The sequence below is a fragment of the Pseudomonas moraviensis subsp. stanleyae genome (genome assembly GCF_036283065.1).
GTDB classification, from domain to species: Bacteria; Pseudomonadota; Gammaproteobacteria; order Pseudomonadales; family Pseudomonadaceae; genus Aquipseudomonas; species Aquipseudomonas stanleyae.
The window spans coordinates 24,244-38,297 of the sequence record NZ_JAADJI010000001.1; the positions used below are offsets into that span (position 1 = coordinate 24,244).

The following is a 14,054-nucleotide window of genomic DNA, read 5'->3' on the forward strand; positions in this document are numbered from 1 at the left end:
CACCGGGTTGTCCGAATTTTCCACAGCTTGCGGAAAAAAATCGGACAACCCGGCCGGAACGCTATCGGGTCTCAGGAAGACAGATAGGAGGAGCGGGTCAGGCCCAGACGCAGAGCATCGAGGAACTGCGTGCGCTCGCTGGCGCTGATGCGCGCGCTGGCGCACTTGTCGCGGTAGTGGGTCATCAGCTCTTCCGGCGACAAGTGCACGTAACGCAGCATGTCTTCGATGGTGTCGTGGGTCTCGATACCGGCGTGGTACACGCTGCCATCGGCGTTCTGGTAGATGTTCACCGAGTCGGTGTCACCGAACAGGTTGTGCATGTCGCCGAGGATTTCCTGATAGGCGCCGACCAGGAACACGCCCAGCAAGTAATCTTCGCCTTCGTTCAACGCATGCACCGGCAGGCTGGTTTCGATGCTCTGCTCGTCGACGTACTGGTTGATCTTGCCGTCCGAATCGCAGGTCAGATCCTGCAGCACCGCGCGGCGCAGCGGCTCTTCGTCGAGACGATGCAGCGGGATGATCGGCAACACCTGATCGATCGCCCAGGTGTCCGGCAGGCTCTGGAATACCGAAAAGTTGCAGATGTACTTGTCGGCCAGCTTGTCGTTGAGTTCGTCGAGCACCTGGCGGTGCGAACGCTGACGCGCTTTCAAAGAGTTGTGCAGGCGACGGCACACGGCGAAGTAGCATTGCTCGGCGAGGGCTTTTTCCGCCAGGGTCAGCTTGCCATCGGCATACTGTGCGGCCACGTCACTCATGTAGTGAGTGGCGCGCCAGTAGGTTTCGGTGACCATTTCGATGTCGGTCGGGCCGAGCAGGTCCACCAGCCACTGCACGGTTTCCGGCAGGCTTTCCTTGTTTTCGATCAGCGGGATTTCGTCGTTGTGTTTCTCGACGTCAGTGACCTGCACCACCAGCATCGCGTGGTGCGCGGTCAGCGAACGGCCGCTTTCGGAGAAGATGTGCGGATGCGGCAGGCTCTGCGCGTCGCAGAATTCCTTGAGCATACCGACCACGACGCCGGCGTAATCGTCCATGTCGTAGTTGATCGAACTGGCGTTGCGCGAGTGGGTGCCGTCGTAGTCGACACCGAGGCCACCGCCGACGTCGATGTGATCGACCGGCAGACCGAGATTGCGCAATTCGCCGTAGTAACGGATCGCTTCCTTGAAGCCGTGCTGGTAGTCAGCGAGGTTGGCGATCTGTGAACCCATATGGAAGTGCAGCAGGCGAATGCCCTGATCCAGACCGGCGCCACGGAAGCGCTCGACCACCGACAGCAACTGCGCCGCCGACAGACCGAATTTGGATTTCTCGCCACCGGTGTCCGCCCATTTCGAGGAGGCCAGCGACGACAGACGTACGCGCAGACCTACCTGCGGCTTGACCTTCAGCGAGGCGGCTTCTTCGATCACCAGGCCGACTTCGGACTCTTTCTCGATGACGATGAACACGTTGTGGCCGAGCTTCTGGCCCATCAGCGCCAGTCGGATGAATTCGCGGTCCTTGTAACCGTTGCAAACGATGGTGCCGCCCTTCGGCGCCAGCGCCAGCACCGCCAGCAGCTCAGGCTTGGAGCCCGCTTCCAGACCGATGGAGACGTTCTGGGTGGCGATGATGTTCTCGATCACCGCTTCCTGCTGGTTGACCTTGATCGGGTACAGCGCGGTGTACTTGCTCTGGTATTCCAGGCGTTCGATGTTCGAATCGAAAGCGCCGGTCAACTGACGGACACGGTCTTGCAGGATGTCGGGGAAACGTACCAGCAACGGCAAGGACAAACCGCTCTTGCGCAGTTGGTCGACTTGCTCGAACAGATCGATGGGCGAGCTGCTCGGGCCGTTCGGACGTACTTCGACGCGACCGGCTTCATTGATCGCGAAATACCCGGCCCCCCAATGGCGGATCCCGTAAACGCTGCGGCTGTCCGCAACTGTCCATTGGCTGCCATCGTCTTTACGTGTGCGTCGTACGGACATCGAAGTCCCCTATAAAGAAGTCAGAGTGCGTCGCCTGAAGTGCAGGCCGGCGCAGTCTAAAGAATGAAAATGACGGTTCGTCAGTGCGGCGGTAGACCGCACTGACTGCGTGGAGTTTAGAAACCGGTCATGAACAGGCTCTGTGAAAACCATGGCGACGACGCCGGAGTCGAGAACACTCGAAGCCGGATCAAGCCGCCTGAGGGTTTCACAGAGGCTGCTAGCCGCCGGACTTCTTCGCTTTGAAACCGTGCTTGATCAGCTCTGCCAAGAGTAGCTCGACGTGATCGCCCTGGATTTCGATGATGCCGTCCTTCAGCGCCCCGCCGGTGCCACAACGTTTTTTCAACGTCGTCGCCAGCTCCTTGAGCGCGTCTTCGGCCAGGGGCACGCCGGTGATGGTGGTCACCGTCTTGCCGCCACGTCCTTTGCTTTCGCGACGCACGCGGGCAATGCCGTCACCGGCCGGGATCACGGTTTGTTTGCAGATACAGGCGTCCACCGGCTTGCTGCATTCCGGGCAATGACGACCTGCGTCAGTGGAAAATACCAGGCCGCCCAGGGCGGCGAAGGATGCGGCTTTCTTGGCCACCGGCAATCCTCTCGGGAGGACAAAGACTGATCGCAACCTTGGGCAAGGTCAGCGACCGCGAAGCCCCACTCAGGCAGGGGCAGCGCTACTGCATCGGAAAACTTTGAACGCCGGGCTGAATATCTGTAGGAGCTGACGAGTGCAACGAGGCTGCGATCTTTTGATCTTGATCTTTAAAAGCAAGATCAAAAGATCGCAGCCTTCGGCAGCTCCTACAATAAATCTGCAGGCCAACCTCAAACTATCCGGCGCAGCTTGAAAAGGTCGCGCAGTGTAACGGCAAAAATCGCGATTGCTAAGTGCCAATCGGCGCCAATTCATGTGTTCTTTGCGACGTCGCTTTGCTGCGCCTTGAGATAGCGCTGCAACGCGGCCAGAGAGTCCGGGCAATAAGGCTTTTGGGTGATTTCGCGCATGACCTGTTCGACGGGAATGAATCGCGCTTCGAGGACTTCTTCCGGCTGCAGCTTCAGCGGCCCGTCCCACACAGCGGAAAACGCCGAGCACCACAGACGGTTGCCGGTGTCTTCGAAGTAGAAATGATCGTGAGCGGTGAGCTCGACGCCGCTGACGCCCAGCTCTTCCGCCAGCTCGCGCGCCGCCGACTCGGCGTAGCTTTCGTCCGCCTGGACCATGCCGCCTGCGGCAACATCCCAGTAACCCGGGTAAATCGCCTTACTCAACGTGCGCCGGTGCACGCACAGCTCACCGGCGGAATTGAACAGCATGATGTAGGTGCCACGGCCGATCAGCCCGCGTTCACGCAAATCGGAGCGCACCAGAGCGCCGAGGAGGTTGTCCTGCTCGTCGACCCAGGCGATCTGTTCAGCGTCCGAGGCGGCGCGATGGGCCGCCTCTCTTGTAGTCTGGCTCACGTATCAGCCCTGATTGAGCAACTGACGCAAATCAATCACCGCGGCGTTGGCCCGGGAAATGTAGTTGGCCATGACCAGCGAGTGGTTGGCCAACACACCGAAACCGCTGCCATTGAGGATCATCGGGCTCCACACCGGCTCTTGCGAGGCCTCCAGCTCACGAATGATCTGGCGCACGCTGACGGTGGCGTTTTTCTTTGCCAGCACATCGGCGAAATCGACTTCGATGGCGCGCAGCAGATGCGACAGTGCCCAGGCCTGACCGCGTGCTTCGTAGAACACGTTGTCGATCTGCATCCATGGGGTTTCCACGACTTCTTCGTCAACCTGCGGCACTTCGCCGACCGCCGGGACTTCGGTCTTCAGTGCAGTGTTGAGCTTGACCCGACCAACACTGGCCGACAGGCGTTGCGACAGCGAACCAAGACGGGTACCGACATCGCCCAGCCAGTTGTTGAGGTTGTCGGCGCGGGCATAGAACAGCGCGTTTTTCTGATTCGGATCGGACAGGCGCGCCTGATAACGGCTCAGGGAGTTGATGCCTTCCTGGTATTCCGACTCGCTGGACGGCAGCACCCAGCTCTTGTTGTCGAAGTTGAAGCGCGGTTCGGCCTTGGCCAGATCGGCGTCTTCGGCCGACTGCGATTGCGAACGGGCGAAGTCTTTGCGCAGGGCACGGGTCAGGTCTCGCACCTGCACCAGCACGCCGTATTCCCAGCTCGGCGTGTTGTCCATCCACAGGCCCGGCGGGAAACGATCGTTGGAAATGTAACCGCCCGGCTTGTTGAGCAAAGTGCCGGCAACGGTTTTCAGGGTTTCCACCGTGGTGTAGCCGACCACCATTTGCTTGCCTTCTTTCTCGGCAGCGACCTGGGCGTTTTGCGCCACTGGAAACAGCTCCGGTTCTTGGCTCCAGTACCAGCCCAGCGCAATGGTCACCAGCAAGTACAGACCGATCACTGTGGCCAGCGCCCGGCTGAACAGCAGCCCGCCGACATAGCTGCGGGTGGCCGACTTGGGCTCGGCGGCACGTTCAGGCGCGCTGCCCGCGCGGTTTTTCCAGTCCAGCATGGCGATATCCTTTCAATCACTTGGGTTCAACGGTTCGACCACAACCATACAACAACGTGCCAAGGCCGGGCACCCGCTATCGCGGTACTGGCGCAAAACAAGCGAAGGGTGTCGCGAACGAAAGGATAGACGCAGGTTTCAGACGTTGAAAATGCGCAGCGAAAGCTGCCGCACTTGATCGTCGGTAAACAGATGTGCAATGCCTTGGGCGTCGGTTCGGCGCTGACTGGGTATTCCATCGATCGTGGCGATGTAGGCCTGCACGGGCAAAGGCTCGCCGGTCACGCTGTCGACCAGACGAAAGATCCGCGCCGTTCGGGTGGGCTGTTCGGGAGGGTTGTTCATCAGCTCGAGCACGACCTGTTCAAACACCGCTTCGGCGCCCTGCCAGTCGCCATAGTCGGCCTCGGCTCTGATCAGGCACCATTGACCCTGTTTGATCTGCGCCAGGACTTCGCTGTCCAGACTGATCATCAAGCCTGCGCGGAGCTGGTCCAGCCCATCGAGCGACTGCCGCATGCTCAACAGACTTGCCACCTGCTCCAGCGCCTCGTCCACGGGACAGACATGCTTGCGCTCGTTATCCGTCAGGCTCAATTCACGGACCAGCCTCACCTGTGTCGCTCGCCTTGCCATTCGTCGGAGCCCATCGTCCGGCTGATTTCGTGGCGCCAATAGATGCGGCGGTAGCTGAAGTGGACTTTCTCCAGTTGGGTGAGGTGCGACGTAGCCGTGTCCAGGCAGTGCGGCATCAATATTTCGCTGCCGACGACCAACGCATCCTCCAGTTCCACCGTGTAGAAGTGCTCCTGCACGCCGCCGGCCGAAGTGCGATAAAACTCCACGCGGCATTCGCTCAGCAACTCGCCACTGGACAGCGCCATATTCAGCAAGGGCGAAGCCTTGTCGAGGGTTTTGGTGATGATCAATGGCCTGTGCATCCGCCGCCCGGCGCCCTGATCCTTGGGTATGTACATGCCATGGCTGAGGGCCTGAACCATGATCTTGTCTTCGCGCCCGCTCTGGTAGGTATTGCCCACCGAGGCTTCGGTGAAAGCGCCGGCGGTGATCAGGCCCTGGCGGCTGCCGTGGATGGTCATGAAGGCTGGGATGGGCATGGGATGGCTCCTTTTTCGGGTAGGGGTGGGAGGAAGTGATGGGATTCGAGGCGGCGATCTTCGATTTCGTCGAAAGGAATCCAGGGTTTCGCCACGGCGAGAGTGATGAGGTAGCGCTCCTGATCGAGATGTCTGGAATCTCTGAAGCGTCCTAGAATCAGCATTGCCTGGTATTTGTCGCCGGCCTGCCAAAATGAACGCCCAGAAAGCACTCCTTGTCTGACGTAGGCGCGCCATTCGGGGGTGTCCGTAATTGTCGGGTCGCCCTGCGTACCCATAGGTTTCCAGCCTTTTGCGCACCATTGGCTCTGCAGATCGGTAACAACCTTCATGGCGTCCTCAATCAGCAGAGGTTCGATTTGCGGAGACAGGCGGATGCTCACGGTCAGATTGTTGACGAACGTCACGGTGAAAAACCGAGCCAGCGGCGTCTCGAACCCGTACTGCGGATCAACGAAGCGCAGACGTGCATCCGTCTTCGGGATGCCACCGGAAACAGTCTTGCTGCCGCGATCCCACACACTGAACGGAGCGGTTGAATGTGCCTCCATGTACTCGTAGGTTTCGCCGATCCTCAAGGTAATGACTGGATCATTCCATAGCGGCTGCATCAGTTGCCGTAAAGCGGCCAGTGCAGCAGCGGAACAAACCACCATCCACACCCACCGACGTAGGCCGATTTGCCCAAGGCGCAAGCTCATCAGCCCTCCTCCCGCACCGCAATCTCGCGAATTGACTGCGCCAACAATTCTCTGTGGCTGTCGTTGAGCAACAGATCAAAACGACTTGCCGCCCGCAGCACAAACTTCATTCGCTGGTCGATATCGGACAAATCCGCCAGCGGGTTGCTATCAAAATCGATGGTGCGGCCATCATCGACACGCTGGCATTGGCTGGTCAGCGTCAGCTCGATGGCCTGAGCGACGCCGGAAGGGAAGTTGGTGACATAAGAAAAATGATTGCCGCGCAAAAGCGCAACCAGGTGGCTGTTTTCGTAAATGGTCGGCTGGAGAATATTTTGCTGCTCGTGCCACGCCAAATGCTTCACGCTTTCGGCGATTTTCCCGGCCTCTATTGCTTCAAAGGCCACCTCTATCTCGGGATATACATCCCCGAACCTGAGGGTGTCTTGCCCGACCGGCCAAAGCACCGGCCACTTCGCATGCCCTTGAATCTTCTCCCGGTCGCGAAGACATTTCTTCAGCTCCGCCAATCCCCGCACCGCATAAAACTGATGCAACGGATAAACATCCAGAAACAGCGTGGTATTGCCCATCGCCATCATCTCGTAGACATGGCGGAACTGTTGCTCGGCCACCGACAGCTCTTCGCCTGGCACCCGGGCATCCATGGCAGACAGCGGATTACGCGCCTGAGCCTGTTGATATTCACGCAGGTCTTCGGCCTGCCCCGGCATTTTTTCCGGCGTGAGCAATCCGGATTCGCGTCGGCTGTCTCGCAGCCGCTGCCGCGCTTCGTATTCCTCGCGGATGCGTTCGATACTCTGTGCCGCATGCAGCAAGCCACAGCCGACCTGCTTGGAGGCAAACGCCGCCAGGCCCGCCCATTGAAAACGTGAGTCGTGCAGCCACAACCGGGCATAAGCCGCGTTGATCGCTCGGTTGCGCGCGACCGGATCGGCTATCAACAGGCCGTTCGGGGCGACGATTTTTTCGGCCTCGCGCTGATAGCACCGCCAAAGACATTGGCAGGTCAGCACCGGCACCTCTGTCACCTGCACCCGCTCGCCATACAACAACTCTTCGCCGCAGGCGCAGTCGTCGATGGGCGTGATGTTGTGATTGAGTCGCTGGGCATCACTGGCGAGTTCGGTGAAACATTGGCTCATGGCGGATCGACGGCAACTAGGGGAATCCCTGAACCGTACCAGCCAACCGGGCCGGTGAAAGCGCGTAGAAGAAAAATCAGAAAGCGCTGTCAGACGCCACCTATCAAGGCCGGTGAAATCTCGACAGCGCTGGCAGGATTGCTCGCAAAACCCCGGCATGCGGGCACTCGGCCGAAACCAGAAGCAAAAACAAAACCGCCCGGTCAGAAACTGAATCGTGTCGTCCAGCAGATTATTGACGTACGACACTCGTCTAAGGGAAAAGAGGTGCTAGCATAGAGCCACCAGTCGATCTCAGCATGCACCCTAACTAGTAGTCAGGATATGACCGAGCCAGAAGACCCCAGCCGTGAGCGTCTCAAGCACCACTTTGCCCAGCGGGTAATTCATCAGGCACGTCAGATTCTTGAGATATGGCAGCGCCTGCAACGCAGTGAGTGGTCCACTGTCGACCTCGCCGAACTGAGTGAGGCAAATCTGCGCCTGCTGCGTTTTGCCGAGCGCTTCGAACAGCCGGAACACACGCAGTTGGCGCACCATATCAGCCAGTCGCTGCAAGCGGTGGACGCCAACCGTGGCCGTCTCAGCAGCGGCCTGATCACCGATCTCAATCGCTTGATGCAGCGCCTGTCGCGCACCGGCCTGCGCCATGGCGACCAACTCGACCAGACCTTCCTGCCGCCGCTGCGCAAGCCGATCTATGTGATGTTGCAGGATCACGACCGCGCCGAGCGGCTGGCCAAGCAGCTGGAATTCTTCGGTTTGAGCGCGCAGGCGCTGGACAGCGTGGCGGCGTTTCGTTCGTCGATGGTCGAGCGTTTGCCCGCGGCTATCGTCATGGACGTGGATTTCAGCGGCCCCGGCATCGGCCTGAAACTCGCCGCCGAAGCGCAGATCGGCCTTGAAGAACAGCTGCCGTTGCTGTTTTTCAGCCTGCACGAAACCGATACTCCCACCCGTCTCGCCGCCGTGCGCGCCGGCGGCCAGGAATTTCTCACTGGCACCCTCGAAGCCTCGAGCCTGCTGGAAAAAATCGAAGTCCTGACCTGCACCGCCCAGTACGAGCCCTATAAAGTGCTGATCATCGACGACTCGCGCGCCCAGGCCCTGCACACCGAGCGCCTGCTCAACAGCGCCGGGATTGTCACCCGCACCTTGATCGAACCGATTCAGGCAATGGCCGAACTGGCGGATTTCCAGCCGGACCTGATCATCCTCGACATGTACATGCCAGCCTGCACCGGCACCGAACTGGCCAAGGTCATCCGCCACAACGATCGCTACGTCAGCGTGCCGATCATTTACCTGTCGGCCGAGGACGATCTGGACAAGCAGCTCGACGCCATGAGCGAGGGCGGCGATGACTTTTTGACCAAGCCGATCAAGCCGCGGCACTTGATCACCACCGTCCGCAACCGCGCCGCCCGCGCGCGCAATCTCAAGGCGCGGATGGTCCGCGACAGCCTCACCGGCCTGTACAACCACACGCACATTTTGCAGTTGCTCGAAGACTGCTCGTTCCGTGCCCGCCGCGAAAACAAGCCGCTGAGCTTTGCCATGCTCGACATCGATCACTTCAAACGGGTCAACGACAGCCACGGCCACCCGATGGGCGACCGTGTGATCAAGAGCCTGGCGCTGTTCCTCAAGCAGCGTTTGCGCAAGACCGATTTCATCGGCCGTTACGGCGGCGAAGAGTTCGCTATTGTCATGCCCGACACCGATATCGACGCGGCGCATAAAGTCCTCGACGAGATTCGCCAGCGCTTCGCCGAGATTCATTACCCGGCGCAGCCGCAGGACTTGTGGTGCACGTTCAGCGCCGGCGTGGTGGAAATGTGCGATGACTCCGACAGCCTGATGATGGCGAGTCAAGCCGATGAGGCGCTGTACCGCGCCAAGGGTGCAGGACGCAATCGCGTGCAGACCGCGAGGCAATCAAAGCAAAGTGCCACTTTTTCATCGGAATCCACTGATTCGGTCATAACCCTGTAATAGAACCGCAATAAATTCAGGCGCTTACCATTTCTGCCGTTGGTAGCCGTCATGCGCCTGAAGTTGCTCACCAATCTCAACACTCTGCTGTTGGTCGCCGTCTGCGTGGCCCTTGGCGCCACGCTGTGGTGGTCGCAAAAAGCCCTCGAACGTCCCTATCTTTTGATGGAGCGTTACCTGGGGCTGTCGCAGCAATTTCAGAATGAAGTGGCGCGCAACGTCGAGGACTACCTGGCCAGCGGTGACGCGCTGCGCCTGAGCAGCGCCACTCAGGCCATCGACAGCGTGCAGAAACAACTGAGTGAACTGCCCCCGGCGCTGGCCGACACCGTGCGGCCAAGTCTGTCGAGCCTCGATGAATTCAGCAAAACCGACCTGCTCGCCGCTGGCAAACTGGCCGGCGATCCGCAAGCCCTGCTGTTGCAGGCAGAACGCGAACTCAGCGCCGGCCTCGACCAGCTCAACACCTACGCCAATGGCAACGCCGCCTATCTCGCACCCCTGCTCGCCGCGTCGCAGCATCTGGGCAAATTGTCGCTGGCGCGGGACAAACTGGTGAGCAGCGGGCGCAGTGAACTGGCCGCCGATGTCGAGCGCGAAGTGAGCAGCATGCGCGCCCAGGCCGAGGCAATCGATGCCCTGCCCTTGCTCGGTGTGGTCGCCAGCAATCAATCGAGCAGTGACGATTTCGCCGCGCTGATGGGCATCGAAAACACTGACAAAGCCGCCGCCGAAGATGCCGGCCTCGGCCTCAAACGCGAACTGAACAGCCTGCTCGGCCGCTATCCGGCGGAACTGGCGCGCACTCGCGAACAGATCCAGAAACGCGCCGATCTCAGCGCCGCCACCCACGGAAAAATCGCCAGCGTGCAACACGCCATCGCCGGCCTCGAACCGGTGGTGCGCGCGCAACACGGGCAGATCCAGGGCGAAGTGCGGCTGATGCAAGGCGTGATGATCGGCCTGATTCTGCTGATCGCCCTGCTCATCGATACGTTGCAACGGCGCCTCGCCCGCACCCTGACCAACCTTGCCCCAGCGCTATCGACCTGGGCCGAAGGCGATTTCAGTCGCGATATTCAACTGGGCAAGACCAACCGCGAACTGCACGACATCGAAGCCTCGCTCAATCGCTTGCGCGCCTATCTGGTAGATCTGGTCGGCACCATTCGCGGCAACGCCGAGCAGGTCGCGGGCAGCAGTCGCACCCTCGCCGAACTGAGCAATGACCTGCACAGCGGCGCCGAGCATCAGGCCGGCGATACCGCGCTGATTCGCGACTCGCTGGGGGAACTCGAGGCGACGATTCAGCAAGTGGCCGGCGATGCCCGTCAGGCTGCCGACGCCAGTCGTCATGCAGGTCTCGCCGTCGAGCATGGCCAGACTGTAATCGGCCAGAGCCTGACCGGACTGCATGCGCTGGTCGGTGAAGTTCAGAGCAACGCACAGATGATCGAACACCTGGCCGAGGAGTCGGCAACCATCGGCGGCGTGCTGACGGTGATTCGTTCGATTGCGGATCAGACCAACCTGCTCGCCCTGAACGCGGCGATCGAAGCGGCCCGCGCCGGGGAGATGGGCCGTGGTTTTGCCGTGGTCGCCGAAGAAGTGCGCTCGCTGGCACAACGCACCGCCGGGGCCACGGCGGAAATCCAGACGCTGATCGCCGGCCTGCAAACCGCCGCGCGGCAATCGGTAGAAGGCATGCGCGCCCAGGTCGAACACGCCGAAGCCACGGCCAGTCAGGCGCAGGCGGCGGACGGTGCGCTGGATAAAATCGTCGGCGCGATTCAGACCATCGCCGACACGGCGGTGCGCATCGCCGAGGTCACCGCACAGCAAAGTGGCGCGGTCAGCGAGATCCGCGATCACAGCGAGCGCATTCATCAATTGGGTGGGGATAACCTGCTGCGCATCGGCCAGGGGCGCGAACAGGGCGAGAATCTGCTGGTTCTCGGCGGGCGATTGCACACAGCCGTACAAGCCTTCCGCGTCTGACACACCGCCTTCGCGAGCAGGCTCGCTCCCACATTGGAATGCATACCCCTGTGGGAGCGAGCCTGCTCGCGAAGAGGCCCTCGCCAACACCGCGAATGACCGGATCAGCTCACTCGGTCACAAATTTCGCGCAAACATCGGCCATCGTGCCGCCTATTGCATGGAACTGGACAGTCACAAAGGCTTTGCGGCATAGTCGCCGGGTTCTGACGACTGCTCATTGATAACAAGGACAACGCAGATGGCGACGCTACTGGTGCTCCACGGCCCCAACCTGAACCTGCTCGGCACCCGGGAACCGGGGACCTATGGGTCGACGACCCTGGCGCAGATCAATCAGGATCTGGAGCGGCGCGCCCGTGAAGCCGGCCATCATCTGCTGCACCTGCAAAGCAACGCCGAGTACGAATTGATCGATCGCATCCACGCTGCGCGCGGTGAAGGCGTGGATTTCATTCTGATCAATCCGGCGGCTTTTACGCACACAAGTGTCGCATTACGTGACGCGCTGCTGGGAGTGAGCATCCCATTCATCGAAGTGCACTTGTCCAACGTGCACAAGCGCGAACCTTTCCGCCATCACTCCTACTTCTCCGATGTAGCGGTAGGAGTGATCTGCGGCCTTGGCGCCAGCGGTTACCGACTGGCCCTGGAGGCCGCACTAGAGCAGCTTGAACACCAAGCTATACGCCCCTGACCGACCCTTGGGAGTTGATGATTCATGGATATCCGTAAAGTTAAGAAACTGATCGAATTGCTGGAAGAGTCCGGCATCGACGAGCTCGAGATCAAGGAAGGCGAAGAGTCCGTACGCATCAGCCGCCACAGCAAGACCCCGGCGCAGCAGTATTACGCGCCAGCGCCGATGCAGGCTCCGGCCGCTGCCCCTGCTGCCGCGCCAGTCGCTGCCGCTGCTCCGGTTGCCGCTGCTGCACCTGCGCTGAACGGCACCGTTGCCCGTTCGCCGATGGTCGGCACCTTCTACCGTAAATCTTCGCCAACCTCGCCAGCCTTCGTTGAAGTCGGCCAGACCGTGAAGAAAGGCGACACCCTGTGCATCGTCGAAGCCATGAAGATGATGAACCACATCGAAGCTGAAACCAGCGGTGTGATCGAATCCATCCTCGTCGAAGACGGCCAGCCGGTTGAGTACGACCAACCGCTGTTCACCATCGTTTGAACCGCGGAGAGCCTTTGATGACTGCGAAGTTGGAAAAAGTTCTGATCGCTAACCGCGGTGAGATCGCCCTGCGGATTCTGCGTGCCTGCAAAGAGATGGGCATCAAGACCGTCGCCGTTTACTCCAAGGCCGACAAAGAGCTGATGCACCTGGGTCTGGCAGACGAATCCGTCTGCATCGGCCCGGCGTCCGCCGCTCAGTCTTACCTGCACATCCCGGCCATCATCGCTGCCGCTGAAGTGACCGGCGCTACCGCCATTCACCCAGGCTACGGTTTCCTCGCGGAAAACGCCGATTTTGCCGAGCAGGTCGAGAACTCCGGCTTCGCCTTCATCGGCCCGAAAGCCGACACCATCCGCCTGATGGGCGACAAGGTTTCGGCCAAGCACGCGATGATCGAAGCAGGCGTACCGACCGTTCCAGGTTCCGACGGGCCGCTGCCGGAAGACGAAGAAACGGCGCTGCGCATCGGTCGTGAAGTCGGTTATCCGGTGATCATCAAGGCCGCCGGTGGCGGTGGTGGTCGCGGTATGCGCGTGGTGCACAAGGAAGAAGACCTGATCGCCTCGGCGAAACTGACCCGCTCCGAAGCAGGCGCAGCGTTCGGCAACCCGATGGTCTATCTGGAAAAATTCCTCACCAACCCGCGTCACGTCGAAGTGCAGGTACTGTCCGATGGCCAGGGCCACGCCATCCATCTGGGCGACCGCGACTGCTCGCTGCAGCGCCGCCACCAGAAGGTTCTCGAAGAAGCGCCGGCACCGGGCATCGACGAGAAAGCGCGCCAGGAAGTATTGGCTCGCTGCGTCAAGGCCTGCATCGACATCGGCTACCGTGGCGCCGGCACCTTCGAGTTCCTCTACGAGAACGGTCGTTTCTACTTCATCGAAATGAACACCCGTGTTCAGGTGGAGCACCCGGTTTCGGAGATGGTTACCGGTATCGACATCGTCAAGGAGATGCTCAGCATCGCCGCTGGCAACAAGCTGTCGTTCACTCAGGATGACGTGGTCATTCGTGGTCACTCGCTGGAGTGCCGGATCAACGCTGAAGATCCGAAGACCTTCATGCCGAGCCCGGGCACGGTCAAGCATTTCCACGCTCCAGGCGGCAACGGCGTTCGCGTCGACTCGCACCTGTACAGCGGTTATGCCGTGCCACCGAACTACGACTCGCTGATCGGCAAGCTGATCACTTACGGCGCAACCCGCGACGAAGCCATGGCACGCATGCGCAATGCCCTGGACGAAATCGTGGTCGACGGGATCAAGACCAACATCCCGCTGCACCGTGACCTGGTTCGCGATGAAGGCTTCTGCAAGGGCGGTGTGAACATTCACTACCTCGAGCACAAGCTGGCCAAACAGTCGTAAGACTGAAGCAAGATGAAA

General features: G+C 60.4%; 13 protein-coding genes. 5 read left to right on the forward strand and 8 right to left on the reverse strand.

Going from position 1 to position 14,054, the window contains the following annotated elements; all coding sequences use genetic code 11:
* Positions 1-71 precede the first annotated feature (71 nt).
* From speA to GXB78_RS00165, 8 genes are all read right to left on the reverse strand, one after another.
* Positions 72-1,985, reverse strand: coding sequence for an arginine decarboxylase (speA, locus tag GXB78_RS00130; RefSeq protein WP_016771856.1), 1,914 nt, complete (start codon positions 1,983-1,985; stop codon positions 72-74).
* A gap of 220 nt (positions 1,986-2,205) precedes the next feature.
* Positions 2,206-2,577, reverse strand: a complete 372-nt coding sequence (locus tag GXB78_RS00135) for a translation initiation factor Sui1 (RefSeq protein WP_007914613.1) — start codon at positions 2,575-2,577, stop codon at positions 2,206-2,208.
* A 317-nt stretch (positions 2,578-2,894) separates the two neighbouring features.
* Complete coding sequence (locus GXB78_RS00140) at positions 2,895-3,452, reverse strand: NUDIX hydrolase (RefSeq protein WP_329513661.1); 558 nt, start codon at positions 3,450-3,452, stop codon at positions 2,895-2,897.
* A 3-nt stretch (positions 3,453-3,455) separates the two neighbouring features.
* On the reverse strand, positions 3,456-4,523 hold the full coding sequence (locus GXB78_RS00145) for a DUF2333 family protein (protein WP_329513662.1): 1,068 nt from the start codon (positions 4,521-4,523) through the stop codon (positions 3,456-3,458).
* Positions 4,524-4,661: 138 nt separating this feature from the next.
* Entirely contained in the window at positions 4,662-5,138 is a 477-nt protein-coding gene (locus tag GXB78_RS00150; RefSeq protein WP_329513663.1) for a hypothetical protein, read from the reverse strand.
* Positions 5,135-5,641 (reverse strand): Hcp family type VI secretion system effector, encoded by a 507-nt coding sequence (locus GXB78_RS00155; protein WP_329513664.1) that lies wholly within the window; start codon positions 5,639-5,641, stop codon positions 5,135-5,137. Before GXB78_RS00155 ends, GXB78_RS00150 begins: the two co-directional genes overlap by 4 nt.
* Positions 5,620-6,342 carry a hypothetical protein gene (locus GXB78_RS00160; protein ID WP_329513665.1) on the reverse strand — a complete coding sequence of 241 codons (723 nt, stop codon included), beginning with the start codon at positions 6,340-6,342 and terminating at the stop codon, positions 5,620-5,622. Before GXB78_RS00160 ends, GXB78_RS00155 begins: the two co-directional genes overlap by 22 nt.
* Positions 6,342-7,490: a DUF2515 family protein gene (locus GXB78_RS00165; RefSeq protein ID WP_329513666.1), complete on the reverse strand. Its 1,149-nt coding sequence runs from the start codon at positions 7,488-7,490 to the stop codon at positions 6,342-6,344. Before GXB78_RS00165 ends, GXB78_RS00160 begins: the two co-directional genes overlap by 1 nt.
* 324 nt (positions 7,491-7,814) lie before the next feature.
* On the opposite strand from GXB78_RS00165, the gene gcbA reads away from it, so the two are divergent.
* From gcbA to accC, 5 genes are all read left to right on the forward strand, one after another.
* Entirely contained in the window at positions 7,815-9,485 is a 1,671-nt protein-coding gene (gene gcbA, locus GXB78_RS00170) for a diguanylate cyclase GcbA (RefSeq protein WP_329513667.1), read from the forward strand.
* A gap of 954 nt (positions 9,486-10,439) precedes the next feature.
* Positions 10,440-11,483 carry a methyl-accepting chemotaxis protein gene (locus GXB78_RS28040; RefSeq protein ID WP_408005095.1) on the forward strand — a complete coding sequence of 348 codons (1,044 nt, stop codon included), beginning with the start codon at positions 10,440-10,442 and terminating at the stop codon, positions 11,481-11,483.
* 241 nt (positions 11,484-11,724) lie between these two features.
* Positions 11,725-12,180, forward strand: coding sequence for a type II 3-dehydroquinate dehydratase (gene aroQ, locus GXB78_RS00180; protein WP_016771861.1), 456 nt, complete (start codon positions 11,725-11,727; stop codon positions 12,178-12,180).
* 24 nt (positions 12,181-12,204) lie between these two features.
* On the forward strand, positions 12,205-12,663 hold the full coding sequence (gene accB / locus GXB78_RS00185; protein ID WP_329513669.1) for an acetyl-CoA carboxylase biotin carboxyl carrier protein: 459 nt from the start codon (positions 12,205-12,207) through the stop codon (positions 12,661-12,663).
* Positions 12,664-12,680: 17 nt separating this feature from the next.
* Positions 12,681-14,036 (forward strand): acetyl-CoA carboxylase biotin carboxylase subunit, encoded by a 1,356-nt coding sequence (gene accC / locus GXB78_RS00190; protein WP_024011424.1) that lies wholly within the window; start codon positions 12,681-12,683, stop codon positions 14,034-14,036.
* The last annotated feature ends 18 nt before the right edge of the window (positions 14,037-14,054 follow it).